At 61.2% G+C, this 25,333-nt stretch carries 27 protein-coding genes and 1 tRNA gene; 23 read left to right on the top strand and 5 right to left on the bottom strand.

What is annotated here, in order from left to right; translation table 11 throughout:
* Positions 1-65 precede the first annotated feature (65 nt).
* The 17 genes from uvrB to G7047_RS11980 all read left to right on the top strand — a co-directional run bounded on the left by uvrB (position 66) and on the right by G7047_RS11980 (position 16,658).
* Positions 66-2,147, top strand: a complete 2,082-nt coding sequence (gene uvrB / locus G7047_RS12060) for an excinuclease ABC subunit UvrB (protein ID WP_166305470.1) — start codon at positions 66-68, stop codon at positions 2,145-2,147.
* Between the two features lie 273 nt (positions 2,148-2,420).
* Positions 2,421-2,957: a Fe-S cluster assembly transcriptional regulator IscR gene (gene iscR / locus G7047_RS12055; RefSeq protein WP_166070135.1), complete on the top strand. Its 537-nt coding sequence runs from the start codon at positions 2,421-2,423 to the stop codon at positions 2,955-2,957.
* Between the two features lie 135 nt (positions 2,958-3,092).
* Positions 3,093-4,313, top strand: a complete 1,221-nt coding sequence (locus G7047_RS12050; protein WP_166305467.1) for an IscS subfamily cysteine desulfurase — start codon at positions 3,093-3,095, stop codon at positions 4,311-4,313.
* Between the two features lie 76 nt (positions 4,314-4,389).
* The gene (gene iscU, locus G7047_RS12045) at positions 4,390-4,803 is read left to right on the top strand and encodes a Fe-S cluster assembly scaffold IscU (protein WP_166305464.1); all 414 of its coding nucleotides are present in this window, start codon (positions 4,390-4,392) and stop codon (positions 4,801-4,803) included.
* Between the two features lie 5 nt (positions 4,804-4,808).
* The gene (gene iscA, locus G7047_RS12040; RefSeq protein WP_166305461.1) at positions 4,809-5,132 is read left to right on the top strand and encodes an iron-sulfur cluster assembly protein IscA; all 324 of its coding nucleotides are present in this window, start codon (positions 4,809-4,811) and stop codon (positions 5,130-5,132) included.
* Positions 5,133-5,196: 64 nt separating this feature from the next.
* On the top strand, positions 5,197-5,715 hold the full coding sequence (gene hscB / locus G7047_RS12035; RefSeq protein WP_166305458.1) for a Fe-S protein assembly co-chaperone HscB: 519 nt from the start codon (positions 5,197-5,199) through the stop codon (positions 5,713-5,715).
* A 99-nt stretch (positions 5,716-5,814) separates the two neighbouring features.
* On the top strand, positions 5,815-7,695 hold the full coding sequence (hscA, locus tag G7047_RS12030; protein ID WP_166305455.1) for a Fe-S protein assembly chaperone HscA: 1,881 nt from the start codon (positions 5,815-5,817) through the stop codon (positions 7,693-7,695).
* A gap of 35 nt (positions 7,696-7,730) precedes the next feature.
* Complete coding sequence (fdx, locus tag G7047_RS12025; protein ID WP_166305452.1) at positions 7,731-8,069, top strand: ISC system 2Fe-2S type ferredoxin; 339 nt, start codon at positions 7,731-7,733, stop codon at positions 8,067-8,069.
* Positions 8,069-8,788 carry a DNA polymerase III subunit epsilon gene (gene dnaQ / locus G7047_RS12020; RefSeq protein ID WP_166305449.1) on the top strand — a complete coding sequence of 240 codons (720 nt, stop codon included), beginning with the start codon at positions 8,069-8,071 and terminating at the stop codon, positions 8,786-8,788. The genes fdx and dnaQ overlap by 1 nt, the downstream gene beginning before the upstream one ends.
* Positions 8,789-8,826: 38 nt before the next feature.
* Positions 8,827-8,901, top strand: a tRNA-Val gene (locus G7047_RS12015).
* A gap of 307 nt (positions 8,902-9,208) precedes the next feature.
* A complete protein-coding gene (locus G7047_RS12010; RefSeq protein WP_166305446.1) occupies positions 9,209-9,763 on the top strand; it encodes a sigma-70 family RNA polymerase sigma factor in 555 nt (184 codons plus the stop codon).
* Positions 9,760-10,764 (top strand): FecR domain-containing protein, encoded by a 1,005-nt coding sequence (locus G7047_RS12005; protein WP_166305443.1) that lies wholly within the window; start codon positions 9,760-9,762, stop codon positions 10,762-10,764. The genes G7047_RS12010 and G7047_RS12005 overlap by 4 nt, the downstream gene beginning before the upstream one ends.
* Positions 10,765-10,959: 195 nt before the next feature.
* Entirely contained in the window at positions 10,960-13,449 is a 2,490-nt protein-coding gene (locus G7047_RS12000) for a TonB-dependent siderophore receptor (protein WP_166305440.1), read from the top strand.
* Positions 13,450-13,509: 60 nt separating this feature from the next.
* Entirely contained in the window at positions 13,510-15,153 is a 1,644-nt protein-coding gene (locus G7047_RS11995; RefSeq protein WP_166305437.1) for a PepSY domain-containing protein, read from the top strand.
* On the top strand, positions 15,150-15,452 hold the full coding sequence (locus G7047_RS11990) for a DUF3649 domain-containing protein (RefSeq protein ID WP_166305434.1): 303 nt from the start codon (positions 15,150-15,152) through the stop codon (positions 15,450-15,452). The genes G7047_RS11995 and G7047_RS11990 overlap by 4 nt, the downstream gene beginning before the upstream one ends.
* On the top strand, positions 15,449-16,309 hold the full coding sequence (locus G7047_RS11985; RefSeq protein WP_166305431.1) for a DUF3325 family protein: 861 nt from the start codon (positions 15,449-15,451) through the stop codon (positions 16,307-16,309). Before G7047_RS11990 ends, G7047_RS11985 begins: the two co-directional genes overlap by 4 nt.
* Positions 16,296-16,658: a hypothetical protein gene (locus tag G7047_RS11980; protein WP_205904773.1), complete on the top strand. Its 363-nt coding sequence runs from the start codon at positions 16,296-16,298 to the stop codon at positions 16,656-16,658. Before G7047_RS11985 ends, G7047_RS11980 begins: the two co-directional genes overlap by 14 nt.
* 188 nt (positions 16,659-16,846) lie before the next feature.
* On the opposite strand, the gene G7047_RS11975 is transcribed toward G7047_RS11980, so the two are convergent.
* A complete protein-coding gene (locus G7047_RS11975; RefSeq protein ID WP_166305428.1) occupies positions 16,847-17,362 on the bottom strand; it encodes a winged helix DNA-binding protein in 516 nt (171 codons plus the stop codon).
* Positions 17,363-17,740: 378 nt separating this feature from the next.
* On the opposite strand from G7047_RS11975, the gene G7047_RS11970 reads away from it, so the two are divergent.
* Genes G7047_RS11970 through G7047_RS11960 form a run of 3 tightly spaced genes read left to right on the top strand, consistent with a single transcriptional unit; the run spans position 17,741 to position 20,626 of the window.
* Positions 17,741-18,733: a TRAP transporter substrate-binding protein gene (locus tag G7047_RS11970; protein ID WP_166305425.1), complete on the top strand. Its 993-nt coding sequence runs from the start codon at positions 17,741-17,743 to the stop codon at positions 18,731-18,733.
* Positions 18,734-18,751: 18 nt separating this feature from the next.
* The gene (locus tag G7047_RS11965) at positions 18,752-19,288 is read left to right on the top strand and encodes a TRAP transporter small permease (protein ID WP_166305422.1); all 537 of its coding nucleotides are present in this window, start codon (positions 18,752-18,754) and stop codon (positions 19,286-19,288) included.
* A gap of 27 nt (positions 19,289-19,315) precedes the next feature.
* Positions 19,316-20,626, top strand: a complete 1,311-nt coding sequence (locus G7047_RS11960) for a TRAP transporter large permease (RefSeq protein ID WP_205904772.1) — start codon at positions 19,316-19,318, stop codon at positions 20,624-20,626.
* A gap of 119 nt (positions 20,627-20,745) precedes the next feature.
* Here the strand turns inward: G7047_RS11960 and G7047_RS11955 are convergent, their stop codons facing one another.
* Entirely contained in the window at positions 20,746-21,087 is a 342-nt protein-coding gene (locus G7047_RS11955) for a DUF4148 domain-containing protein (RefSeq protein ID WP_240939466.1), read from the bottom strand.
* Between the two features lie 410 nt (positions 21,088-21,497).
* On the opposite strand from G7047_RS11955, the gene G7047_RS11950 reads away from it, so the two are divergent.
* Positions 21,498-21,713: a DUF4287 domain-containing protein gene (locus tag G7047_RS11950; RefSeq protein ID WP_166305419.1), complete on the top strand. Its 216-nt coding sequence runs from the start codon at positions 21,498-21,500 to the stop codon at positions 21,711-21,713.
* A gap of 105 nt (positions 21,714-21,818) precedes the next feature.
* Here the strand turns inward: G7047_RS11950 and G7047_RS11945 are convergent, their stop codons facing one another.
* Together G7047_RS11945 and G7047_RS11940 are read right to left on the bottom strand one after the other, a co-directional pair.
* On the bottom strand, positions 21,819-22,415 hold the full coding sequence (locus G7047_RS11945; RefSeq protein ID WP_166305416.1) for a chromate transporter: 597 nt from the start codon (positions 22,413-22,415) through the stop codon (positions 21,819-21,821).
* 18 nt (positions 22,416-22,433) lie between these two features.
* Positions 22,434-23,075 carry a chromate transporter gene (locus tag G7047_RS11940; protein WP_166305413.1) on the bottom strand — a complete coding sequence of 214 codons (642 nt, stop codon included), beginning with the start codon at positions 23,073-23,075 and terminating at the stop codon, positions 22,434-22,436.
* A gap of 161 nt (positions 23,076-23,236) precedes the next feature.
* Between G7047_RS11940 and G7047_RS11935 the strand changes: the two genes are divergently transcribed.
* A complete protein-coding gene (locus tag G7047_RS11935; protein ID WP_166305410.1) occupies positions 23,237-24,088 on the top strand; it encodes a fumarylacetoacetate hydrolase family protein in 852 nt (283 codons plus the stop codon).
* A gap of 152 nt (positions 24,089-24,240) precedes the next feature.
* Positions 24,241-24,573: an SMR family transporter gene (locus tag G7047_RS11930; protein WP_166305407.1), complete on the top strand. Its 333-nt coding sequence runs from the start codon at positions 24,241-24,243 to the stop codon at positions 24,571-24,573.
* Between the two features lie 40 nt (positions 24,574-24,613).
* Here G7047_RS11930 and G7047_RS11925 read toward each other — a convergent pair whose 3' ends face one another.
* On the bottom strand, positions 24,614-25,225 hold the full coding sequence (locus tag G7047_RS11925; RefSeq protein ID WP_240939465.1) for a GAF domain-containing protein: 612 nt from the start codon (positions 25,223-25,225) through the stop codon (positions 24,614-24,616).
* Between the last annotated feature and the right edge of the window lie 108 nt (positions 25,226-25,333).

The raw sequence follows: 25,333 nt of genomic DNA, 5'->3' as shown, positions 1-25,333 counted from the left end.
TCCGGTTTTGCATAAGGGGCAACCCTTGATTTTAACGGCGTTAGCCATGAAAGCGTTTACCTGCCATGCACGAAGTCGCCAATGAGCCTGCGGAAGGCCAGTTTGTGTCCTTTCCGGACTCGCCGTTTCAGCTGTTCCAGCCCTATCCGCCTGCGGGTGATCAGCCCGAGGCCATCGCCAAACTGGTCGAAGGTGTGAGCGACGGTGAGTCGTTCCAGACGCTGCTGGGCGTGACGGGCTCGGGCAAGACCTTCACCATGGCCAACGTGATTGCGCGGCTGGGTCGAACGGCCATTGTGTTCGCGCCCAACAAGACGCTGGCTGCACAGCTGTACAGCGAATTCCGCGAGTTCTTTCCCAAGAACGCCGTGGAATATTTCGTGAGCTACTACGACTACTACCAGCCGGAAGCCTACGTGCCCCAGCGCGATCTGTTCATCGAAAAGGACAGTGCGATCAACGAGCACATCGAGCAGATGCGCCTGTCCTGCACCAAGAGCCTGCTGGAGCGGCGCGACGTGGTGATCGTCGCCACCGTGTCGGCGATCTACGGCATCGGTGAGCCCTCGAGTTACCACCGCATGGTGATGACGCTGCGCTCGGGTGACAAGCTGAGCCAGCGCGACGCGATTGCCCAGCTCATCCGCATGCAATACCAGCGTAACGAGCAGGATTTCAGCCGGGGCAAGTTCCGGGTGCGCGGCGACACCATCGACGTGTTTCCGGCCGAGCATTCCGAGCTGGCGGTGCGTATCGAGTTGTTCGATGACGAGGTGGACAGCCTGCAGCTGTTCGATCCGCTCACCGGCCGCGTAGTGCAGAAGATTCCGCGCTTCACCGTCTACCCGAGCAGCCATTACGTGACGCCGCGCGACAAGGTGCTGGCGGCGGTCGAGACCATCAAGGAAGAACTCGACGAACGCCTCAAGTTCTTTGTGAAGGAGGGCAAGCTGGTGGAGGCGCAACGTCTCGAGCAACGCACGCGCTTCGACCTCGAGATGCTCAGCGAAGTGGGGCATTGCAAAGGGATCGAGAACTACACCCGCCATCTCTCGGGATCCATGCCGGGCGACCCGCCCAGCACGCTGACCGACTATCTCGCTAAGGACGCGATCATGTTCCTCGACGAGAGCCATCAGATGATCGGCCAGCTCAACGCCATGTACAACGGCGACCGGGCGCGCAAGACCACGCTGGTGGAGTACGGCTTTCGTTTGCCGTCCGCGCTGGACAACCGGCCGCTCAAGTTCGAGGAGTTCGAGCAGCGCATGCGGCAGGTGGTCTTTGTTTCGGCCACGCCTGCGGACTATGAAAAGACGCATGCGGGGCAGGTGGTCGAGCAGCTGGTGCGTCCGACGGGCCTGGTCGATCCGATGGTGGAGGTGCGACCAGCCACCCATCAGGTGGATGATGTGCTGCAGGAAATACGCATTCGTGTCGAAAAGAATCAGCGTGTACTCATTACTACGCTTACCAAGCGCATGGCCGAGCAACTGACCGAGTATCTTTCGGACAACGGCGTGAAGGTGCGCTATCTGCATTCCGACGTCGATACCGTCGAGCGCGTCGAAATCATCCGCGACTTGCGCTTGGGCGCGTTCGACGTTCTGGTCGGCATCAATCTGCTGCGCGAGGGACTGGACATTCCCGAGGTCACTTTGGTCGCCATCCTGGATGCTGATAAGGAAGGATTCCTACGCGCGGAACGCAGTTTGATTCAGACAATTGGCCGCGCAGCGCGAAATTCCGAGGGTATGGCGATTCTGTACGCGGACCGGATCACGGAATCCATGAAAAAAGCCATGGGGGAAACGGAACGTCGGCGCGCGAAACAGATCGCATACAACGAGGCTAACGGAATCACGCCGCGCAGCATTGTCAAGCAGGTGAAAGACCTGATTGATGGCGTTTACAGCGAGAAGTCCGGTCAGGACACGCAGCGCCTGCAGCAGCAGACGGCGCGTGACCTGGAGCTGGAAGAGATGTCGGAGAAGGACATTGCACGCGAGATCAAGCGTCTGGAAAAAGCCATGATGGATCACGCGCGCAATCTGGAATTCGAGCAGGCGGCCCGAGTGCGCGATCAATTGGCGAAGCTCAAAGATCGCGTCTTTGGTGCGCATGGTGGCACGGAGCGTCAAGCCTGACGCGGGTTTTTGCGAGATGGTTGCGGTGAAAGAAATTATTTAACCGCGCTATCTCGGCGATAGATTTTGTTACCCGACAAAAACAATAGGGATTGGTGGTATACTTGGGCTAATTACTCAAGAAAACAACCCCACGATACATAGGGCTCTGGCGGGCAAACCTTAGGGTTTTGGCTGCGCCGGAGAACGGGCGGAGACGGGTACCCGAATGGCTCATCCAGCTGTTCGAGGTGTTTCTCAAACGATCAAGCCTGAACCAACAAGGAGCTTGCGATGCGTCTCACAACCAAAGGCCGTTTTGCGGTCACTGCCATGATTGATCTGGCCCTGCGCCAGAACAATGGCCCTGTCACCCTGGCGGCCATCAGCCAGCGTCAGCAGATTTCCCTGTCGTACCTGGAGCAGCTGTTCGGCAAGCTGCGCCGTCATGAACTGGTGGAATCCACCCGCGGCCCCGGTGGCGGCTATACGCTTGCCCGCAAGGCTGGCGACATCACCGTTGCCGACATCATCGTGTCGGTGGACGAGCCGATCGATGCTACGCAATGCGGTGGCAAGGAAAACTGCCTGGGCGAAGCTGGTCGTTGCATGACGCACGAACTGTGGGCCTCGCTGAATCAACGCATGGTGGAGTTTTTGGACTCCGTCACGCTGCAGAAGCTGGTCGACGACCAACTCGCCAAGGGCGTGCAGATCGAAGACAAGCCGGTGGCTCGTCGCGCGATCTCGACGACTCCGGTGGTCAAGCCCATCCGCGTGAACGCACCGAACTCGGTGTTTGCACTGGGCAACGCCTTCGCCAAGTCCTGAGCGCGGTTGGCCGCGCCCGATGCTTGATGCTCCAAATCAATCAAGCAACGGCGCAGCCCCGGCCAAGGACCGCTGTTTTTGAAAACCATTCTGACAACTGACATTCGCCAGCCAGATCGCTAAAGCGAGATAGCCATGGACATGACTCCCCATTTCCCCATTTACCTGGACTACGGTGCGACCACTCCGGTGGATCCCCGTGTCGTCGACGCGATGATCCCCTGGTTGCGCGAACATTTCGGCAACGCGGCATCGCGCAGTCATGCGTGGGGCTGGGAGGCCGAAGAGATCATTGAAAAGTCGCGTGGCTACGTGGCTGACCTGATCGGTGCCGATCCGCGCGAAATCGTGTGGACCAGCGGCGCGACCGAATCCATCAATCTGGCATTGAAGGGCGCGGCTCAGTTCTACAAAGGCAAGGGCAAGCACCTCATCACGCTCAAGACCGAGCACAAGGCCGTGCTGGACACCATGCGCGAGCTGGAGCGCCAAGGCTTTGAAGTCACCTACATGGACGTCAAGGAAGACGGTCTGCTGGATCTGGAAGCCTTCAAGGCCGCGATCCGCCCCGACACGATCCTCGTGAGCGTGCTGTTCGTGAACAACGAAATCGGCGTGATTCAGGACATCCCGGCCATTGGTGCGATCTGCCGTGAAAAGGGCATCATCTTCCACGTCGATGCAGCGCAGGCCACAGGCCGTGTCGAGATCGACATGGGCAAGCTGCCCGTCGACCTGATGAGCATGACCGCGCACAAGACCTACGGTCCCAAGGGCGTGGGCGCGCTGTATGTGCGTCGCAAGCCACGCATCCGTCTGGAAGCGCAGATCCATGGTGGTGGTCACGAACGCGGCATGCGTTCGGGCACATTGCCAACGCACCAGATCGTCGGCATGGGCGAGGCCTTCCGCATCATCAAGCTCGAAATGAACGAGGTGAATGCCAAGGCCGCAGCGCTGCAGAAGCGTCTCATGGATGGCCTGAAGGACGTCGAGCAAGTGTTCATCAACGGCAGCATGGAACACCGTGTGCCGCAGAACGTGAACATGAGCTTCAACTTCGTCGAAGGCGAATCGCTGATCATGGGCATCAAGGGTCTGGCGGTGTCGTCAGGCTCCGCATGCACCTCGGCCAGTCTCGAGCCCAGCTATGTGCTTCGTGCTCTTGGCCGCAGCGATGAACTGGCGCACAGCAGCCTGCGCATGACGATCGGCCGTTTCACGACGGAAGAGGAAATCGACTACGCGATCTCCACCATCCGTCACAACGTCGCCAAGCTGCGCGAGCTCAGCCCTCTGTGGGAAATGTTCAAGGACGGTGTGGACTTGAGCACCATCCAATGGGCTGCCCACTGATTTCATATTTTTGAAGATTGCTGCGCCCCGCGAAGAGGCAAGTCCCGCCGGCCGACGCAGTAAAAGGAGAAACACCATGGCTTATTCAGACAAAGTGATCGACCATTACGAGAACCCCCGCAATGTGGGCTCGTTCGACAAGGGTGACGACACGGTCGGCACCGGTATGGTCGGCGCACCGGCCTGCGGCGACGTGATGAAGCTGCAGATCAAGGTGAACCCCGAGACCGGCGTGATTGAAGACGCGCGCTTCAAGACCTACGGTTGCGGCTCGGCGATTGCATCGTCCTCGCTCGTGACTGAATGGGTCAAGGGCAAGACGCTCGACGAAGCGGCTGCACTCAAGAACAGCATCATTGCTGAAGAGCTGGCTCTGCCTCCCGTGAAGATTCACTGCTCCATCTTGGCAGAAGACGCCATCAAGGCCGCCGTGAACGACTACAAGGCCAAGCGCGGCGAAACCGTGGCAGCCGATTCGACAGTGGCCTGATCAACATGGCAGTGACATTGACCGAAGCCGCCGCCCGGCATGTGAGTCGCTATCTTTCCCGTCGAGGGAAGGGCGTGGGCGTGCGTCTGGGTGTCAAGACGACTGGGTGTTCCGGTCTGGCCTACAAGCTGGAATACGTGGACGATCAGGCGCCTGAAGACATCGTGTTCGAGAACCATGGTGTGAAGCTGTTGATCGATCCCAAGAGTCTGGCCTACATCGACGGCACGGAGCTCGACTTTGTGCGCGAAGGCCTGAACGAAGGCTTCAGGTTCAACAATCCCAACGAGCGTGACCGTTGCGGTTGCGGGGAAAGCTTCCGTGTTTGAACGAGCCTAGAGGCTCATCAGCCAAACCGCCATCGCATCCAGTGCTGGCGGTTTTTTTCTTCCTATGAATCTCCAATCTGACGACTTTGAATTGTTCGGTGTGCCGGCGCAATTCGCACAGGACCGCGCTCAACTCGACGCGCGCTGGAAGGATCTTCAGCGCGAGGCCCATCCCGACCGCTTTGCCGCGCAGGGCAGTGCCGCGCAGCGCGTGGCGATGCAGTGGTCGGTGCGCATCAATGAGGCGTATCAGCGCCTGAAGGACCCGCTCAAGCGCGCGACGTATCTGTGCGAGTTGAGCGGCGTTGCCATCGGCGCGGAAGACAACACGGCCATGCCTGCCGCGTTTCTGATGCAGCAGATGGAGTGGCGCGAGGCGCTTGATGATGCGACCAGCGAAGACGCGCTCGATGAGCTGGAAGACATGGTACAGGCCGCTCGCAAGCAAGCATTGGAGCGTCTTTCGAGCCTGATCGATGCGCAAAAGGACTTCGCCAAAGCGGCGCAGGAGGTCAGAGCCCTCATGTTCATTGCGCGTTTTGCACACGACGTTGATGTGAAACACGAGCAGCTAGCACAATAGAGCGTGTGATCGGTGGCGGCCAGCAGCTTGCGCGCGCCTTCGGTGATGCCCTTGAATGGCATCCACTCTCAACCCCTTCAGAACACAAAGACAGATTCCATGGCGCTCCTGCAGATTTCCGAACCCGGTCAATCCCCCGATCCGCATCAACGACGCATCGCGGTGGGCATCGATCTGGGTACCACGCACTCGCTGGTGGCCGCCGTGCGCCACGGCGTTGCGGAGTGCCTGCCCGATGATCAGGGCAGGGTGCTGCTGCCATCCGTCGTGCGTTACATGGACAACGGTGGTCGCCAGATCGGCTACGACGCCGTTGCCTCGCGCCTGCAGGACCCCGTGAACACGATTGCCTCGGTCAAGCGCTTCATGGGACGTGGCCTTGCCGACATCGCCGCCCGTGCCTCGCTGCCCTACGATCTGCGCACCCAGGGCGGTGACAACCAGGCCCAGCAAGGTATGGTGGCGATCCACACTGCAGGCGGCGTGAAGTCGCCCGTCGAAGTGAGCGCCGAGATCCTCGCGACACTGCGCTTTCGCGCCGAAGACAGCTTCAACGATGACATCTACGGCGCGGTCATCACCGTGCCCGCGTACTTCGACGACGCACAGCGCCAGGCCACCAAGGATGCCGCCAAGCTCGCAGGCCTGAACCTGCTGCGTCTCATCAACGAGCCCACGGCCGCCGCGATTGCCTACGGCCTCGACAACTCGGCCGAAGGTTTGTACGCGGTGTACGACCTTGGCGGCGGCACGTTCGACATCTCTGTGCTGCGTCTTACGCAGGGTGTGTTTGAAGTCATCGCCACGGGCGGCGACTCGGCGCTTGGCGGTGATGATTACGACGCCGCGCTGGCCGACTGGGTGCTCGCGCAGCACGGCCTCACGGCCCAGACGCCCGAAGAAAAAACCGCCGTGCGCATCGCGGCGCGCGCCTGCAAGGAAGCGCTGACCGATGCGGGCAGTGCGCAGTTCATTGCCACGTTGGCGGGCAAGCCGTTGGCTCATGCAGTGGCCCGTGCTGACTTCGATGCCGCGACTGCAGAGCTCACCAAGCGCACGCTGAGCGCCGTGCGCCGCACGCTGCGCGACGCGCAACTTTCGCGCGAAGAAGTGCAGGGCGTGGTCATGGTGGGTGGCTCCACTCGCATGCCGCAGGTGCAGTCCGCCGTGGCTGATTTCTTCGGCACCACGCCACTGACCAATCTGAATCCCGATGAAGTGGTTGCGCTTGGCGCGTCCATTCAGGCCAATCAACTCGCGGGCAACAACTCCGCTGGTGATCTGCTGCTGCTCGACGTGATTCCGCTCTCGCTTGGCATCGAGACCATGGGCGGTCTGGTCGAGCGCATCGTCGCCCGCAACGAAACCATTCCCACCGCCAAGGCGCAGGACTTCACTACCTACAAGGACGGTCAGACCGCGATGGCCATCCACGTGGTGCAGGGCGAGCGCGACCTCGTTGCCGACTGCCGCAGCCTCGCGCGATTCGAGCTGCGCGGCATTCCGCCCATGGCCGCAGGCGCTGCGCGCATCCGCGTGACCTTCACCGTCGATGCCGATGGCCTGCTTAGCGTGAGCGCCAAGGAACAGGGCAGCGGTGTCGAGGCCAAGGTAGATGTGAAACCGTCTTACGGTCTCTCCGACGATCAGATCGCGAAGATGCTCGAAGACGGCTTCGCCACCGCGCAGCAGGATATGCGCCAGCGCGCCGTCGTCGAAGCCCGCGTGGACGCCGAGCGCTTGCTCATGGCGACGCAGAGTGCGCTAGACATCGACGGCGATGTGCTGAGCGAGAAGGAGCGCGCCGACATCGACGCGCTCATGCAGACGCTGCGCCAGTTGCATTCGAGCAGTGACGACGCCGCAGTGCTTGAAGCCGGAACGCAGGCCCTCGCCAAAGGCACAGAACATTTCGCCGCCGAGCGCATGAATCGCGGCATCCGCGACGCGCTGGCTGGCAAGAACATCCAGACGCTGTAACGCGCGGTCTGAGAACGAACACAAAGCGAACCCACATGCCCGTCATCAAAATTCTCCCGCATCCCGAGTACTGCCCGCAAGGCGCTGAAATCACCGCTCCCTCTGGCACGTCGATCTGCGAAGCGCTGCTCGACAACAAGATCAATATCGAGCATGCTTGCGACATGAGCTGCGCCTGCACGACCTGCCACGTCATCGTGCGTCAGGGCCTCAACTCGCTCAATGAAGCTGAGGAAGAGGAAGAGGACCTGCTCGATCGCGCCTGGGGACTTGAGCCACAATCGCGTCTGTCGTGCCAGGCCATTCTGGCCAAGGAAGACGTCACGGTGGAGATTCCGAAGTACTCCATCAACCACGCCAAGGAGAACCACTGATGTCACGTCAGATCGTGCTGGATACTGAAACCACGGGCCTTTCCGCTGAAACGGGCGACCGCATCATCGAGTTGGGCTGCGTGGAACTCGTGAACCGAAAGCTCACGGGCAAGAATCTGCACATCTACTTCAACCCTGAACGCGACAGCCACGAAGACGCGCTTCGGGTGCACGGCATCAGCAACGAATTCCTCAAGGACAAGCCCAAGTTTCCTGAGCTTGCCGATGAGATCGTCGAGTACCTGCAGGGCGCGGAACTCATCATCCACAACGCGGCGTTCGACATCGGATTCCTGAACAAGGAATTCCAGCTCTGCGGCAAGAAGCCGGTCAAGACTTACGTCGAGAGCGTGATCGACACCTTGGCCATGGCCAAGGAGATGTTCCCCGGCAAGCGCAACTCGCTGGATGCGCTGTGCGACCGCCTCGAGGTCGACAATTCGGGCCGTACGCTGCATGGTGCCTTGCTTGACGCCGAGCTGCTGGCCGACGTCTACATCAACATGACCCGAGGCCAGGAGGCCTTGTTGATTGCGGATGATGAATCGAAGGACAAGAACTCCAGCACCGTGCGCGTGGCCGCCATCGACCTCAGCACTCTGACGTTGCAGGTCATCGCTGCCAACGACGACGAGATTGCCGCGCACCTCGACGTGCTCAAGCAGATCGACAAATCCAGCGGCGGGAAAACAATCTGGCAAACTTCTCCGGTCGATTGATTTTCCATGTAATAATAGAGATCTTGTCGCAAGACGACGGGCGATTAGCTCAGCGGTAGAGCACTGCCTTCACACGGCAGGGGTCACATGTTCGATCCATGTATCGCCCACCAGATACAAAACCCTCTTGAATCAATGATTCAAGAGGGTTTTTTGTTGTCAGCCGCGTTTGCGTCAGTCGTCAAAGACGTGCAAGTGCGAGCCGTCCCGATCAGGCGCGTTTGCCTTGGTCGCTGCATGTGTCCTCTCGTCCTCTCCTGAGATTTCTTCACACAGTTCCGCGCCGAATGCCAAGCGTCGGTTTTCCAGTTTCGGGGAGAGCTGTCGCCACTATTTTGGCTATTCACTGCAATATTAATATAATAATACTGATTCTCATTAAAATTTACAACTGCCATTGAGGCCGTTGGCGCACCTGTCATGTCTACAGCACCCAGCTCGTCGCACGCCGAAATCGCTGCGCTTTACGTCGATCACCACAATTGGTTGATGGGCTGGCTTCGCCGCCGTCTGGGGTCGGCTGCCGAGGCGGCCGATCTGGCGCATGACACGTTTGTGCGTCTGCTCACCGGCAAAACGAATAGGAGCTTCGGCAGTGCGGGTGAGGCGCGCGCCTATTTGCGAACCACGGCGCAGAACCTGTGCATCAATCTTTGGCATCGTCAAGAGATAGAACGTGTCTGGCTCGACATACTGGCCGCGACGCCGCAGGCCAGCTACCCGTCGGCCGAACGCCAGGCCATGGTGTTGCAGGCGCTGGACGAGATCGGGCGCATGCTGCAGTCGCTCTCGCCCAAGGCAGCGCGGGCATTCACGCTGGCGGTGGTGTGCGACATGACGGACGACGACGTGGGGGCTGAGCTTGGCATTTCGGGGCGCATGGTGCGCAAGTATGTGGCACAGGCCATGCTCGCCTGTCTTTCCCTGAGTGCTCGCCAGACGGCCGCCGAGCTGCGTCAGGATGCGCTGGCATGAGGTTGAGGCAGGGCGCGATCACCGATGTGTCGTCCGCGCCATCGCATGCGGATCTGGAACAGGCGGCGCATTGGTATGCGTGTCTGCGTGATGGCAAAGCAAATGCACGCCAGCGGGCCGCGTGGCAGACCTGGATGTCGGCGGCCGATTCGCACGTGCAGGCCTGGCAGTATGTGGAAGACATCAGCCGCGCCTTCGAACCGGTGCGCACACTGCCACATCCGTACGAGGTTGCCCATCAACTCCACGCGGTGGATGACCGTCTGCGCGCTCGCCGCCGGGTACTCGCGAGTGCGGCATTGCTGGCGAGTGGCGGCGTGATCGGCGCGCTGTGTTGGCGTCAAGCGTGGTTGCCGGACGGGATGATGGCGCTGGCTGCCGATGTGCGCACCGCGACAGGCGAGCAGCGGCGGATGACGCTGGACGATGGCACGCACCTGTGGCTCAACACCGCGAGCGCCATCGATGTCCGGTTCAGTGCGCTGGAGCGTCGCATCGTGTTGGTGTCTGGCGAAGTATTTGTCGAAACGGCGAAGGACACGCGTCCACTGCTGGTGCAGTCCCGCCAGGGCCGCATGCGCGCATTGGGCACTCGATTCAATGTGCAGTTGAGCGAATCGACCACGCAGCTGGCCGTATACGACGGTGCGGTGGAGATTCGTACGGCGTCGACGGACCAGGCGTTGATCGTCGATGCGGGCCAGCAGACCTCATTCACGATGCATGATATCGCGCAGACCGACGCGGCCGACATGGCGCGCCAGGTGTGGACGCAGGGCTCGCTCGTGGCCAACAACCTGCCGCTCTGGCAATTCGTGCAGGAGTTGGGCCGCTACCGCAAGGGCCATCTGGGCGTGGCGGATTCCGTGGCCGACTTGGTTGTTTACGGCAGCTTTCCGGCGCACGACACGGATCGTGCTCTGCAGATGCTTGCATCCGCGCTGCCGGTGCGCATCGCGCAGCCGCTGCCGTGGTGGACCAGCATCGAGGCGCAGCGTTGATTCCGCGTCGTTCAAAAAATATTTCATCTTTTTTTCGATTTCTGGTTCCGGGTTTGGGCGTCTCGATGGTTTTACTCCATGAGAAGACCTCATCGCCAAGCCATCCTGCGCTCAATCACGCCAGGGCGCCCGGTTGGCTGGCGATGGGGGATTTCGCTTCATCGCAAACCCTTTCCAAGTCGGAGCAAGCCGTCCATGTCCGTACGCAGAGCCAAGCGCGCAATCAACAACAAGCTGCGCAGCAAGAACCACTCAACCCGTAAGCTGGCGATCCCGTTGTTGCTTGTCGCTAGCAGCATCGGAGCGGTGACCCATGCACCGCTTGTGCTCGCTCAGACGACAACGGCAGCGCAGGCTGCTCGCAGTTATGACATTCCTGCGGGCCCGCTGAGCCATGCGCTCACGCGGTTTTCGGCAGAAGCCGGCATCTTCCTTGTGGGCAACGGCAGCATGGCTGAGGGCAAGAACACGGCGGGGCTCGAGGGCAGCTACAGCGTATCGGCAGGGCTGTCGGCGCTGCTTGCCAACACGGGACTGGAAGCATTCGTTCAAGCCGATGGCAGCTACGGGCTGCGTGCGCGCAGAGCGGATGCGCAGGTGAGCCCGCCGGCCCCCGCAGGCGCCGCAGCACTCGCGACGGTCACCGTCACCGCCAAGGCGGATGCGGGCACGGCATCGGAAGGCTCGGGCAGCTACACGCAGAAGGGCCCGAGTCGCACGGCCACAGGACTGAATCTCTCGCTGCGCGAGACGCCGCAGTCGGTCTCGGTGATGACGCGCCAACGCATGGATGATTTCAAGCTCGAGACGCTGACCGATGTGATGGAGCAGACGCCCGGTATTGCGGTCTACCGTCAGAACAACGCCTCGGATTTTCAAGCGCGCGGCACCAGTGTGAATCTGCAGACCGATGGCATGGCACAGGTCACAAGCGGCTGGTATTACCTCACCAGCACCATGTTCTCGCTCGACGACATGTCAGAAATCGACCGCGTGGAGGTGCTCAAGGGATCGTCGGGTCTGGTGGTCGGCAAGGGCAACTATGGCGCTACCGTCAACATGATCCGCAAGCGCCCGACACGTGATTTTCAGGCCAACGTGCGCGCCAACGCGGGCAGTTGGGACACCTACCGCGCGCAGGCCGATGTGGGCGGACCGCTCAACGAATCGGGTTCGGTGCGTGGCCGACTGGTGGCCTCGGCCATGGATTCGGGTGGCTTTCGCGACTATGAAAAGTCCAGCAGCAAGATGCTGTTCGGCACGCTGGAGGCCGACCTCACGCCCGACACGCTGCTCAATGTCGGCCTGACCTACCGCGAGCGCGACGCCAAGGGCATAGGCACGACGCAGCCCATCCAGCGCTATACGCGCGCAGGCGGTGACGTGGCGTGGATGCCGCGCTCGTTCAACACCGGTGCGCCCTGGGGCGGCTACGAGCAGAAGGGGCTGAACCTGTTCGGCAGTCTGGAGCAGCGCCTTGCCGATGACTGGACGGCGGCGCTCAAGTTTTCGCACCAGCGTGTGACCATGGACGACATGATCGCGGGCTACTACTACGATCAGGACCGCGCGAGCTTTGGCCGCTGGCGCAACATGGAGACCGACAACTGGACCGTGAATCTGGACGTCAAGGGCTCGTTTGATCTGCTTGGCCGATCGCATGAGCTGCTTGCGGGGGCGGGCATCTCGCGCTTCTACAGCAATGTGCAGCTGCCGCTCAATTCGCTCAATCTGGTGCCGCTGGACCAGCTCGGCGTGAGCATGGCCCAGGGCGGCGCCGCGCTGCCCATGCCCGACTACAGCAAGCTGAACTATGGCGACAACAGCTTCAGCCAGAAGCAGCGCTATGCCTACGCGGCCGGGCGCTTTCGCGTGGCGGATCCGCTGCAGGTGATCGCCGGGCTGCGCGTCACCCGCTTTGAAGAGCGCGACATCACGCCCTACTGGTGGAACTACGACATGAAGGAAAACGGCGTGGTCACGCCGTATGCCGGGCTGGTCTACGAGGTCCATCCGAACGTATCGCTGTATGGGAGCTACGCCAACATCTTCCAGCCACAGACCGCGCAGGACGAACGCGGCACCACGCTCAAGCCAGAAGAGGGCAACACCTACGAGATCGGAGCCAAGGCTGAGTTCTTCGACAAGCGCCTGAACGCCAGCATCGCCCACTTCTGGATGAAGACCAAGAACACGGCGGAGGAAAGCGGCGGGCTCACGCCCGGTGGCGACACCGCCTATCGGTCGGTCTCGTCAGCCACGCGGCGCGGTTGGGAGCTGGAACTGTCGGGCGAGCTCGCGCGCGGCTGGCAGGCGCAGGGCAGTCTGGTGCAGCAGGACAGCTCGCTCAACAATGCGAGCAAGTACCCCAAGCACCAGTTCAAGCTCGGCACGACCTACCGTTTCGACGGCGACATGCGCGGCCTGACCGTGGGCGCATCCACGCGCTGGCAGACCAAGACCTCGGTGAACAACAGCGCGGCCACGCTGTCTCAGGACGCCTACGCGCTGGTCGATCTGATGGCGCGCTACCAGGTTGACTCGCATCTCTCGTTCAGCCTGAACGTGAACAACGCCTTCGACAAGAAGTACCTTTCGGGACTCACCAATTTCAGTGCTGCGGGCCTGTTTTACACCTGGGGCGCACCGCGCAGCGTGAACGTGGGCATGCGGTATGACTTCTGATCTCCCGCTTTCACATCCGCAACGAATCACGGCTGACCAGCAAGCCGGGGAGTGGCGGCGATGAAGGAAGGCTTTCGCCAGTGCATGGCCTGGCTGCACACCTGGACGGGGCTGGTGGTCGGCTGGGTCCTGTTCTTCGTCTTTGCGACCGGCACGCCGGGCTATTTCCAGTACGACATCACGCGCTGGATGCAGCCCGAGCGGCCGCAGGTGCAGCGCGTGGCGATTCCCGAGGCGGACAGAGCGCAGGTGCTGGGCCGGGCGCTGGATCGCCTCGAGCAACTCGCGCCTGCGGCCAACAGTTGGCGCATCACGCTGCCGCATGAATCGTTGTCGCCGCGCGGCTGGCAGGAGTTCTCGATCCGCTGGGAAGAAGCGCCCAAGCCCGGCCACGAGCGCGGCGTCAGCGGCAGCGAACGCCTCGATCCGCGGACTGGCGCGCTGCTGGCTGGTGAGGTGCAGCCCCGCGCCACGGCGGGCGGGTTCGGCCTCTACCGCATGCACTACATGCTGCACTACCTGCCTTATGACTGGGCGATCCGGCTGGTTGGCAACTGCACCATGCTGATGCTGCTGGCCATGCTCAGCGGCGTGGTCGCGCACAAGCGGATCTTCAAGGACTTCTTCACCTTCCGCCCCGGCAAGGGGCAGCGCAGTTGGCTCGACGCGCACAACGCCGTCAGCGTGATGGCGCTGCCGTTCTTTCTCATGATCACCTACAGCGGTCTGGTGTTCTTTCTCTTCACCTACATGCCCGCCGGGCGCGACGTGCAATACGGCAGCAATCAGGCGGCCAACAAGGCCTTCTACGACGAACTGCTCGATCGCCATGCCCACGCGCCATTCGCACGCCCGAAGGCGGACATCGCCGCGCTCGTGGATCAGGCCGAGAAGCGGTGGGGGCCGGACCGCATCGCGTCCGTTGTCGTCGAGCGGCATGTGGGTGACGGCGAGGTCGCGGAAATCGTCATCACCCATGCGCAGGGCGGACAACTGGATTTCTGGAATCCCGCCAAGCTGCGTTTTGATGCCGACACCGGCGCACCGCTGCCAGCGGAGCCCAACCCCGGCGGCGACGCGCGGCTCACGCAGAGCGTGATGCTGAACCTGCACGAGGGCCTGTTCGCGGGCATCTGGGGGCGCTGGTTGTACTTCGTCGCAGGACTGCTCGGCTGCGCCATGATCGGCACGGGGCTGGTGCTCTGGACCGTCAAGCGCCGAAGACACCATCTGGCAAGCGGACGGGAAGCAGACGAGCACTTCGGCGTGCGTTTGGTGGAGATATTGAATGTGGCCACCATCGCCGGTCTGCCGCTGGCGCTGGCGGCGTATTTCTGGGCCAACAGGCTGCTGCCGCTGGAGATCGCGGATCGCTCGGCATGGGAGTTTCATGCGGTGTTCGCCGCGTGGATGGGCACCCTGTTCTATGCGATGGCGCGGCCGCTTGCGCGCGCCTGGGTGGAGCTGCTGTGGGGAAGTTGTCTCGCGTTCGCGCTGGTGCCGGTGATCAACGCGCTCACCACCGGCCGCCATTTGGCCAATAGCCTTGCCGCCGGCGACTGGGTGTTTGCCGGGTTCGACCTCACGCAGCTGGGACTGGCCGCGCTCTTCGCGCTGATGGCGGTGAAGGTGCAACGGCGTCTGCTCCCCGCCTCGCAGAAAACCCCTCAACCGCATTCCACAACGGCGAAGGGGGCTGCATGAGTCAGGAAAAAACCCTGCCGACCAGCTATCGCCTTGCGGTCGCTTCGCGGGTGGCTGCCGCAGCACTCGGCGGCTATGCGCTCGCTTGCGCCGCCACGGTGCTCATGGCGCAGCTGTGGCCGGCCACACGGGCGCAGGCGCTGCTCTGGGCCAGCATGCTCGGCTTTGCCGTCTATGCCGTTGCGGTGATCTGGGTGTTCACCACGCGCAGTGCCACGCGCGCATGGCTGGGCATGGCCGTGACGACGGCCGTGCTCACGGCGATGGCGTGGGCCATCCACGCGGGAGGCAAGACATGACGCCCGACGCGTTGACCGGCGCGCATCTGCTCGTGCTCGCTTTGGGCCTGCTGGCGTTTCTGTCGTTGGCTTTTGCGACGGAGCGGCATGGTGAGCATCTGCTGGGCCGCATGCCCGCGCGGCGCTGGCGACGTTTTGCTCGCATGGCGGGATGGCTGGTGCTGGGGCTCTCGCTGGCCTTTGCCATCGGTGCGCTCGACGTTGGCGTCGGCATCGCGTTGTGGCTAGGCTGGCTCAGCATCGCGGCGCTCGCGTGGGTGTTCACCTTCCCGCGCTGGCCGTGGCAACCGCCCGCTCGCGACAAGCCGCAGCGCAATGTCAAGTCGAATAGCGGGGCGGGAGAGGTGCCCTCATCTTCGCCTATGAGACGCAGAGCAAGGGCCATTTCCGCGCTGTTGTTGCTCGCCACCATCATCGTGTTCGCCGCCGGAATTTCTCGCGTTCAGATACCGGCGCTCGAGCGCAGCTATGCCCTCAAGGGACAAGCTGGTCCGTGGCCCTTCACACTCGTGGAATCCGACCGCAATCCGCCTGAACTTGTAGACATGGATATTCCGATGAAGGAGTTCCGACTGCGCTTCTGCGATGAATGCGATCAACACATCCGACTGGCGACGCTCAAGGTTAACAAGCCGCGCAGCCCGCGCGCGACGGGCATGGGCTTCATGGGGCAACGCTGGGAGCGCAGAGCCGAAATTCCATTGCCAAGCACCTTGCGCGCCGACAGCGAACTTTGGCTGACCGTGACTGGCAAGGACGGCAGCGTGCATCAGACCTTCTGGCGCATGGACCAGGTTTCGCCCGCTGCGGTGGCTTGGTTCGAACAACAAAGGACGACTTCCAATGCGCAACCCTGACGTTCACCGAACCCTGCGCTGCCTGCTGATCATCGGCATTGCAAGCGCGTCGCTCCATGCCGTCGCGCACGAGCCGGTGGCCCGCTGCGTGCTGCTTGATGCACAGACGGTGCGTTGTCGTGGTGCCAACAACGACGGCGATGAAATGCCCGGCGCACGCATGGATGTGATTGCGCTCAGCGGCGAGACCCTGCTGGAGGGAAGGCTCGACGCGCGTTCCACCCTGACCTTCAAGCGACCGGAGCAGCCGTTTTACGTGCTGTTCGATATCGCTCCCGGACTGCAGTCCGTGGTTGAGCAGGAAGAAATCATGCTGCCGCCGACACGTCGTGCGCGGTGGATGCAGTGAGGAGTCGAGCGTCAGAGATCCTCTGCACGAATCAGATCGGCGCATGCTTGCGTGGACTCGGGCGGTCTACGGTGTGGAAAATCCTCGCGATAGCTGCGGCTATGGCTGCGGCTATGGCTGCGGCTTTCGCCTTGTATCCCATACCGCTCCACACAAGCTGCTTGGTGATCGATTCGTGCAGAGGGTTCCTAGAGTGATGCCGCCGAACGCGCTGCCTGATCATAGGTGCCCGACAGCATTCTCAACGTCTTGACGAGTTCCGCGAGTTCGGCGTTGTGCTTCTGGTCGGAGAGGTGACTTCCGATGAGGCAAGTTTCACGGATTTCGCGGTAGCGCCTGACGTACTCGAGTCCCGAATCGGTGGTGCAGTAGGTCACTTCCTTGCCGTTCTTGTGGGCCTGCACCACGCCCAGATTTTGCAACTTCTTGAGTGAATAGCTCACGAGGTGCGTGTCTTCCACGTTCATCAGAAAGCAAATGTCGCTCAGCCGTTTGTTGCGCGCGCGGTGCGATACCTGGTGCAGAACGATGACGTCCAACGGCATCAGATCCTTCAGGCCCGCAGCCGACATGCCGTGTGTGATCCAGCGATGAAACGCATTGCTGGCAACGATCAGTCCAAATTCCAGCTCACTCATCTCCGCACTGGTCTCTGACACCGGAGGGGCTGGCGAGGCGATGACGGTACGGTTATTGCTTGACATGCAGTGCTCCTGATCGTGCCCGTTGTCTGAACGAGGCGCGTTTGGGTAGCGCGCCTCTGCCACGACTTCGACGTGGTGTGAAGCTCTCGATTTCCGTTTTTTGAAATTGGTGCAAATTATCAACAAAATGCATGCAATTTTTAAACGATTCAGGGAAATGCCTAGTATCGGCCCGTAAGTAACGATAGGTACATTCCTTCGACGCTCAGGCCGCAGTGGCGAGCCATCGGCGTGGTTTTCGGGTTAATGTGCCTTTGCATGCACCATTCGCGTGAGTGGAGTTCCGCTTCGGGCGGCGGTGTCGAGTGGGTGGGTGCAAGTGGGTTTGGGGTGACTGGCAGGCAGGGTTTTCGGCATCACATTTATTGGGAGTTTTCCATGAAGCGCGGACTTTTCACACTTTCGGCGGTTGCGTTGTTTTCCATGTCCTGCGCGGTGGCGCAGGCGCAAACCAAATGGGATCTGGCAGCGGCGTATCCCGCATCCAATTTCCATACGGAAAATCTGACCAAGTTCGCGGCCGATGTGGATCAGGCGACCGGTGGCAAGCTCAAGATCACAGTGCACGCCAATGCGGCGCTGTTCAAGGCCAACGAAATCAAGCGCGCGGTGCAGGGCGGTCAAGCGCCAATTGGCGAGGTCTTACTGGCCAATTTCGAGAACGAGAATCCCATTTACGGTGCAGACGGCATTCCTTTCCTCGCCACGTCTTATGCGGATGCGAAGCGCCTGCTCGACGCGCAGCGCCCTGTGCTCGACAAGATGCTTGCTGCGCAGAACATGAAGCTGATGTACTCCGTTCCATGGCCTTCTCAGGGCATCTATTCCAAAAAGGAACTTGCATCCGTGGCCGATCTGAAGGGCATCAAATGGCGCGCCTACAGCCCGGCCACTGCCAAGATCGCCGAACTGGTGGGCGCGCAGCCGGTGACGATTCAGGCTGCTGAACTCTCGCAGGCCATGGCGACCGGCGTGGTCGAGGCGATGATGACGTCGAGCTCCACCGGCTACGACAGCAAGATCTACGAAAGCATCAAGAACTTCTACGACCTGCAGGCTTGGCTGCCCAAGAACGCGGTCATCGTGAACAAGAAGGCGTTCGACGCGCTCGACAAGCCAACGCAGGATGCCTTGGTGGCTGCCGCCGCCACGGCCGAAAAACGCGGCTGGGCGTTGAGCCAGGAAAAGACGGCGTTCTACATGAAGGGCCTCGAAGAAAAGGGCATGAAGATCCACAAGCCTTCGCCCAAGCTGTCGCAGGACATGCGCCAGGTGGGCGATGTGATGCTCTCCGATTGGCTGAAGAAGTCGGGCGCGGATGGTGAGGCCATCGTCGGCGCTTATCGCAAGAGTGCACCAGCCGCCAAATAAGCAACTGACAAGCCCATCATGCTGCGCCGCTTTCTTGATCGCCTGTACCTTGCTGCAGGCGTTTTGGGAGCCAGTTGCATCGCCCTGATCTGCGTGCTGATGATTGCCCAGAGCATCATGCGCGAGTTCGGGGTGCGCACTGGCGCGATCAACGACGTCGTGGCCTGGCTGTGCGCCGCCGCGGCTTTTCTGGCCATGGCCTATGCCTTCAAGAACGGCGACTTCGTGCGCGTGACCTTGTTGCTTGAGAAGGTCAAGCCCGCGCAGCGCCGCGCGCTGGAAATCATCTCCCTCGCGATTGGCAGTGTTTCTGCGGCCTATCTGGCATGGTCGGCGTGCCTGTTCACCTACGAGAGTTGGGAGTTCAACGATGTCGCGCAGGGTCTGCTGCCGCTGCCGATGTGGATTCCGCAACTGAGCTTCGCGGTGGGCTCGGTGCTGCTGCTGGTGGCCGTGGTGGATGAACTGATCATCGTGCTCAGGGGCGGAGTTCCGACCTTTGTGCGCGTGGTGGAAGAGCGGCATGCGCGTGGCGATTTCTCCTCTGACATCTAACTACAGCATTGATCAAGGAAGAAATCCATGGATATTCTGATGATTGGCGGCATCCTGCTGCTTCTGATGATGCTGCTGCTCAGTGGCGGGGTCTGGATTGCCATGACGCTGGCCATCTGTGGCTGGGTTGGTCAGGCCTTTTTCACCAGCACGCAGCCGGGCAAGAATCTGTTTTCGGCCTTCTGGGAAAGCAATGCAAGCTGGGAGCTGGCGGCTTTGCCGCTGTTCATCTGGATGGGGGAAATCCTGTTCAGAACCAAGCTCAGCGAGGAAATGTTCGAGGGCCTGAGCCCATGGCTCAACCGCATTCCCGGCCGCCTGATGCACACGACGATTCTCGGCTGCGGCATCTTTGGTTCGGTGTCGGGCTCGTCCGCCGCGACCTGCGCGACGATCAGCAAGGTCGCCTTGCCCGAGTTGATCCGCCGTGGCTACGATGAAAAGCTGGCGCTGGGCTCGCTGGCCACGGCCGGCACGCTGGGCATTCTGATTCCGCCGTCGATCACCATGGTGGTCTACGCCGTGGCTGCTGACGCATCGATCATCCGCATCTTTCTGGCCGGGTTCCTGCCGGGCATTTTGTTGATGCTGCTGTTCTCGGGCTACATCGGCTGGTGGAGCCTGCGCAATCCGAGCAAGGTGCCTGCAGGGGATCCACCGTCGAGCTTCATGCAGAAGGTGCGCAAATCTGGCAATCTGATTCCGGTCGCTGTGCTGATCGTGTTCATCATCGTCGTGCTGGTCACCGGCTACGCCACGGCCACGGAATGCGCGGCCTACGGCGTGTTCGGATCGCTGGGGCTGGCGCTGTGGAGCCGTTCGCTGACCTGGGAGAACTTCTGGGAAGGTCTGATGGGTACCACCCGCACCAGTTGCATGATCATGTTCATTTTGGCAGGGGCAGCGTTTCTCACCAAGACCATGGCGTTCACCGGCATCCCGCGCGAGCTGGCCGAGTGGGTGAACGGGATGCACTTGTCGCCATTCGCGCTGATCAGTGTGCTTGTGGTGGTGTATCTGGTGCTGGGCACCGCGCTTGATGGCATCAGCATGATCGTGCTGACCAGTGCCGTTGTGCTGCCGATGATCCAGCAGGCAGGTTTCGATCTGATCTGGTTCGGCATTTTCATCGTGCTGCTGGTCGAGATCGCGGAGGTCACGCCCCCGGTAGGCTTCAACCTGTTCGTATTGCAGAACATGACCGGCAAGGACAGCACCACCATCGCGCTAGCGGCCATCCCGTTCTTCTTCTGCCTCGTGGTGTGCATTCTGCTGATCACCGTGTTCCCTGACATCGTGACCATCCTGCCGGACATCGTCATGGGCAAGGAAAAGTAGCGCCAGCTTTTCTGATCATCAACGCGTGGATAGAAGTTGCGGCTTGGATGAATCCGCATCACACATTGCCAGCCAGGAGTCTCTGGCTGGCAATGTGCTTTTTGCCGCTGTGAAGGTGATCAACCGCGAATCATTTCAAGCCTCGCCTTGCGCTGAGCGGGGCTTTCGTTCTTCAGTTCATCCATGACCTGCTTGCGCGTCATCGTTGAGGCTTGAGATTCCAGCGGCGGATAGTTGCTGCTGCGGAAGCTGTCCGTTCCGCCGTTTTTCACGAATTCGGCCGTCTCGGCTTGCACTTGAGCGCGGGTCTTGTCGCTCTTGAAGTGCTCGGGGTGAACGACGTAGCCTTTCTCCGAGTTGGTCGAGTGGATGTAGCTGCTGGCAAATGCGGTGCCTGCTGCGCCGAGGCCCATGGCCGCAAAAGCAAGGGAGGCGAGGAGGGTGTTGCGAGTCTTGCGCATGATGATGTCGGAGCCTTTCTTTCCAATCGGTTGAAATCACCTCGAAGCGGATGCTTGCGAGATGGGTTCATTGTGGAAAAACGGCACCGACAGGATGGCAACGGGAACATTACATTGCTGCAATGCGTGGGCTTAGGTCATTCCTGTTCATCATGCGGTCAGCGATATTTTCCGTGGCATGCCTTGTTGATTGCGAGTCGCAGCACAGAACGGCGAATGGGTGACGCAGTTGCCGTGAATGGCGCGGAACGACTCGGAGCAGTCTTTTGCAATCAGCCACATAGTCGTCTGTCATACTCAAACATGGAAGGTTGACTCAGCGATCACGTTCACCGATATGAGGGTCGCGCGAAAGAATGAAGGCGGCTCAAGACGGGCAACCCTCTCCGTTCTATTGCATGGAGGTACACATGGAAAGTGAAGAAAAGGTCAGAGGCCCCGCGTCTTATTTCCCTTCGATTGAGAAGACTTACGGGAAGCCGGTCGCCCACTGGGTCCAGATTCTTGACACCTTGGGCGACAAAAAACACATGGAACAGCTCGCTTACCTCAAGTCCGAGCATAAGATAGGTCATGGGCATGCGAACGCACTTGTTGCGTACTATCGAGCGCAATTCAGTGGTTAACAATTGATTCCAGTCGACACAGGTTTGTCGTACAGATAGGGTAGCCACTTGTTGGCGCAGCGATAGGCTGATGTTGGCCATTCTCAGTTTCTCGACCACCGGTCTTCAAACCACCCCCAAGGCTCCTAGCACCGCTCCAACCGCCAGCAGCCACAGCAGATGAATCTTGGTCCGCCAGACCAGCACCGCAGTCACGGCGCTCACGCACCATAGCGGCCATGCCGCGAGCGGGCCGCCACGGGCGCTGGCGAGGACCCAGCCGGTGGCGCAGAGCAGGCCTACGACGAGCGGTGCCATGCCTTGCTTGAATGCACGCACTGTGCGCTTTTCGCGGTGCTGTTGTGCCCAGCGTGTGGCGACGAAGGTGAGGGTGCTGCTCGGCAGCAGAATGCCCACCATGCAGACCACGACGCCGACGCTGCCGAGCAGCCAGCCCATGGGGCTGCCGACGGGGGCGGCGTTCATGCCGATGTTCCAGCCGAAGAGGGCGACGAAGAGCACGTTCGGGCCAGGCGCGGACTGGGCGATGGCGATGGAGTTGGTGAATTGCAAATCGGTGAGCAGGCCGTGTTCGTCCACCAGATAGCGGTGCATGTCGGGTGCGGTGGCGATGGCACCGCCCACGGACAGCAGCGACAGCATCATGTAGTAGACGAAGAGGTGCAACCAGTCGGTGGCGTGCATGGTGATGGCGGTTTGCATGGATCGGGCCTTGCTTGATCAGGACTGGGCCGCGCGTGCGGTGTCACGCCCGAGCTTGAACCAGGTGAGCACGCAGGTCGTGCCGCCCACCACCGGCAGCACCCATCCCAGCGGAAAACGCCACAGCGCCATCGCCGCAAAGGTGATGGCCGCAAACACCCAGCAGACCATGGGGCCGAGTGGATGCTTGCGGAACGCAACGGCAAGCCGGAAGCCCGCGCCGATCACTAAACCCGCTGCCACCGCGCCCATGCCGCGCAGCGCGCCCGCCACCTGCGGAACGTCGGCATAGTGCTGGTAGAGCACGGCCAGCACGATCACCAGCAGCATCGGAATACTCAGCATGCCGAGCACAGCGGTGATTGCGCCGCGCAGACCGAAGTAGCGGTCGCCGATCATCATCGACAGATTGACCACGTTGGGGCCGGGCAGGATCTGCGCGACGGCCCAGTCCTCGATGAATTCTTCGTTGGTAATCCACTGGCGGCGATCCACCATCTCGCGCTGCACCACCGCGAGCACACCGCCAAAGCCCTGCAGCGCCAGCATGGTGAAGGCCCAGAACAGCTCGCGCAGATTGGCGGGGCGTTTGAGCGTGGGAGCGGGCGCAGGCGAGTGCGAGGGCGAGGGCGTGGGTGGAAGCGATACGGGAGCGGTCATGCGTGTCTCTGTCTTTTGCTCCGATGGTAAGGCCTACGCGCGCGCAGGCGGGCACACGGGGCATCGCCGAACGAGAAGCGGGCATCAGGTCTTGAGATGGTTGCGGATTTGGCGTTGGCTGTGCGACTAACATCGTGGCAACCCATAACAAGGAGATTGTCATGAAGCTGGTCAGATACGGTGAAGTTGGCGCGGAGCGCGCTGGCGTGGTGGATGCGGCGGGGCGCGTGCGCGATCTTTCGATGCTGCTGTCCGAACTGGGGCCTGATCAGTTGTCCCCCCGCACGCTGGCGGCACTCGCCGCCATCGACATCGCGCGGCTGCCGCTGGTGGAGGAGGGCGTGCGGCTTGGTTGCCCCATTGGCAACGTCGGTAAGATCGTCTGCGTGGGGCTGAACTACCGCGACCATGCGCAAGAAGCCAGCATGCCGGTGCCCAAGGAGCCCGTGCTGTTCATGAAGGCGATCACCACGCTCTCAGGCCCGAATGACGACGTGCAGATCCCGCCAGGATCGGAAAAGGCCGACTGGGAAGTGGAGCTTGGCATCGTCATCGGCACGCGGCTCAAGCATGTGGGCAAGGACGTGGCGCTGCAGCATGTAGCGGGCTATGTGCTGGCCAACGATGTTTCCGAGCGGGCCTACCAGACGGAGCGCGGCGGTCAGTGGGACAAGGGCAAGAGCTACGACACCTTTGCGCCCATCGGCCCATGGCTGGTGACGGCTGACGAAGTGGACGATCCGCACGCGCTCGGCCTGTGGCTTGATGTGAATGGCCGGCGCATGCAGGACGGCAACACGAAGAACTTCATCTTCGACGTGCCGACCATGCTGTCCTACATCAGCGATTTCATGACGCTCGAGCCCGGCGACATCGTGCTGACCGGTACGCCCGCGGGTGTCGGCCTTGGCCAGAAGCCTGTGCCGAAATTCCTGCGCGTGGGTGACGAGATGCGGCTTGGCATCACGGGGCTTGGTGAACAGCAACTGCGCTGCGTGGCCAGCGGAAGCTGAGGAGGCGCAACAGGAAGGCCGACGCGCTTGCACCCGCCACACGTGGGGGCAAGTTGGTGCTTTCGTTTTTGGACGGATATTTCGACTAGGCTTCGCGGTCAAAGGCTCGTTTTGTGGCGCTGGTTGCCATGTGAGCCAGAGGTTTTTCAGTCATGTCTCCATTCCTTTTGCTTGGCGCGGCCATCGTCACCGAGGTAATTGCTACCACGGCTCTCAAATCGTCCGAAGGCTTTCAGCGCCTGGTGCCAAGCGCGCTGGCCGTGCTTGGCTACTGCATTTCGTTCTACCTGCTCGCGCAGGTGATGAAGTCCATTCCGACGGGCGTGGTCTACGCGATCTGGTCGGGTTTGGGCATTGTGCTGATCTCCATCGTCGGCTGGTTGGTTCACGGCCAGAAGCTCGATCTGCCCGCCATGGCGGGCATGACGTTGATCGTGATCGGTGTGCTGGTGATTCAGCTGTTCTCCAAGGCGTCGGGGCACTGAAAGCTCCGAAGCGGCCACGGTAGCCCCTGGATTTCGCGCCTTACTTGCTACCCAGCTTGTCGCCCCAGGCCTTATTGAATGGAGCTTCGGCCAGCGGCTGCAATTGCCAGCTCGCGATGGTTTCATCGCGCTCCTTTGCAAAGCGCAGGTCGATGCGCTTGGCTGCCACGCGCGCCACGCATTCGAGTTTCTGCAGATCCTTCTGGGTCAGCGAGGGATCGGCTGCCGTGCTGAAGGTGCACAGCGTTCCATAAATCTGCCCGTTGGCGAGCACGATGGGGGCGCTGATGTGCGCGCCCACGCGAAAAGGGGTGTCCGGCAGCTTGGCGCTCTTGCGATGGGTTTCGGCATCATGCACCAGCTTGGGCAGGCGGCCGTCGAGCACGCATTGGCAGAACGACTCTTCCAGCCGCGAGCCTCCGCCGGTGGCGATGAGGTCGCAGCCGGGCTTGTTGTCGACATGCTTGAACATGCGCTTGCCCTCTCGAATTTCCGAGAGGAAGATCACGTCCATCTTCAAGTTCTCGCGCAGGTCCTGAAGCACTTGACGGACGGTGTCGTCCACCAGGTCGTCGCTTTGATCAGCGGTGGTGACGATCAGCTCGGTGACGCTGACTTCGAGCGCGTCCGGCGCGTAGTCCCAAATGTGCATGGCCAATGAATACTCCTTCGTAACACTTTGATTTGTGCTGTGAAGTTTAGCGAGGGATTCCGGCGTCCCGCTCAAAAAAAGCGAGTCGGCGATGCGGCTATTGCGCGT

The organism is Diaphorobacter sp. HDW4A (assembly GCF_011305995.1).
Lineage (GTDB): Bacteria > Pseudomonadota > Gammaproteobacteria > Burkholderiales > Burkholderiaceae_C > Diaphorobacter_A.
The sequence above is the reverse complement of the archived record's forward strand: the minus strand, read 5'-3'. Positions and strand labels throughout refer to the sequence as shown.

Coding starts and splice junctions, on each gene's coding strand:
- uvrB (WP_166305470.1), top strand. CDS start 66: ATGCACGAAGTCGCCAATGAGCCTGCGGAAGGCCAGTTTGTGTCCTTT.
- iscR (WP_166070135.1), top strand. CDS start 2,421: ATGCGTCTCACAACCAAAGGCCGTTTTGCGGTCACTGCCATGATTGAT.
- G7047_RS12050 (WP_166305467.1), top strand. CDS start 3,093: ATGGACATGACTCCCCATTTCCCCATTTACCTGGACTACGGTGCGACC.
- iscU (WP_166305464.1), top strand. CDS start 4,390: ATGGCTTATTCAGACAAAGTGATCGACCATTACGAGAACCCCCGCAAT.
- iscA (WP_166305461.1), top strand. CDS start 4,809: ATGGCAGTGACATTGACCGAAGCCGCCGCCCGGCATGTGAGTCGCTAT.
- hscB (WP_166305458.1), top strand. CDS start 5,197: ATGAATCTCCAATCTGACGACTTTGAATTGTTCGGTGTGCCGGCGCAA.
- hscA (WP_166305455.1), top strand. CDS start 5,815: ATGGCGCTCCTGCAGATTTCCGAACCCGGTCAATCCCCCGATCCGCAT.
- fdx (WP_166305452.1), top strand. CDS start 7,731: ATGCCCGTCATCAAAATTCTCCCGCATCCCGAGTACTGCCCGCAAGGC.
- dnaQ (WP_166305449.1), top strand. CDS start 8,069: ATGTCACGTCAGATCGTGCTGGATACTGAAACCACGGGCCTTTCCGCT.
- G7047_RS12010 (WP_166305446.1), top strand. CDS start 9,209: ATGTCTACAGCACCCAGCTCGTCGCACGCCGAAATCGCTGCGCTTTAC.
- G7047_RS12005 (WP_166305443.1), top strand. CDS start 9,760: ATGAGGTTGAGGCAGGGCGCGATCACCGATGTGTCGTCCGCGCCATCG.
- G7047_RS12000 (WP_166305440.1), top strand. CDS start 10,960: ATGTCCGTACGCAGAGCCAAGCGCGCAATCAACAACAAGCTGCGCAGC.
- G7047_RS11995 (WP_166305437.1), top strand. CDS start 13,510: ATGAAGGAAGGCTTTCGCCAGTGCATGGCCTGGCTGCACACCTGGACG.
- G7047_RS11990 (WP_166305434.1), top strand. CDS start 15,150: ATGAGTCAGGAAAAAACCCTGCCGACCAGCTATCGCCTTGCGGTCGCT.
- G7047_RS11985 (WP_166305431.1), top strand. CDS start 15,449: ATGACGCCCGACGCGTTGACCGGCGCGCATCTGCTCGTGCTCGCTTTG.
- G7047_RS11980 (WP_205904773.1), top strand. CDS start 16,296: ATGCGCAACCCTGACGTTCACCGAACCCTGCGCTGCCTGCTGATCATC.
- G7047_RS11975 (WP_166305428.1), bottom strand. CDS start 17,362: ATGTCAAGCAATAACCGTACCGTCATCGCCTCGCCAGCCCCTCCGGTG.
- G7047_RS11970 (WP_166305425.1), top strand. CDS start 17,741: ATGAAGCGCGGACTTTTCACACTTTCGGCGGTTGCGTTGTTTTCCATG.
- G7047_RS11965 (WP_166305422.1), top strand. CDS start 18,752: ATGCTGCGCCGCTTTCTTGATCGCCTGTACCTTGCTGCAGGCGTTTTG.
- G7047_RS11960 (WP_205904772.1), top strand. CDS start 19,316: ATGGATATTCTGATGATTGGCGGCATCCTGCTGCTTCTGATGATGCTG.
- G7047_RS11955 (WP_240939466.1), bottom strand. CDS start 21,087: ATGCGCAAGACTCGCAACACCCTCCTCGCCTCCCTTGCTTTTGCGGCC.
- G7047_RS11950 (WP_166305419.1), top strand. CDS start 21,498: ATGGAAAGTGAAGAAAAGGTCAGAGGCCCCGCGTCTTATTTCCCTTCG.
- G7047_RS11945 (WP_166305416.1), bottom strand. CDS start 22,415: ATGCAAACCGCCATCACCATGCACGCCACCGACTGGTTGCACCTCTTC.
- G7047_RS11940 (WP_166305413.1), bottom strand. CDS start 23,075: ATGACCGCTCCCGTATCGCTTCCACCCACGCCCTCGCCCTCGCACTCG.
- G7047_RS11935 (WP_166305410.1), top strand. CDS start 23,237: ATGAAGCTGGTCAGATACGGTGAAGTTGGCGCGGAGCGCGCTGGCGTG.
- G7047_RS11930 (WP_166305407.1), top strand. CDS start 24,241: ATGTCTCCATTCCTTTTGCTTGGCGCGGCCATCGTCACCGAGGTAATT.
- G7047_RS11925 (WP_240939465.1), bottom strand. CDS start 25,225: ATGCACATTTGGGACTACGCGCCGGACGCGCTCGAAGTCAGCGTCACC.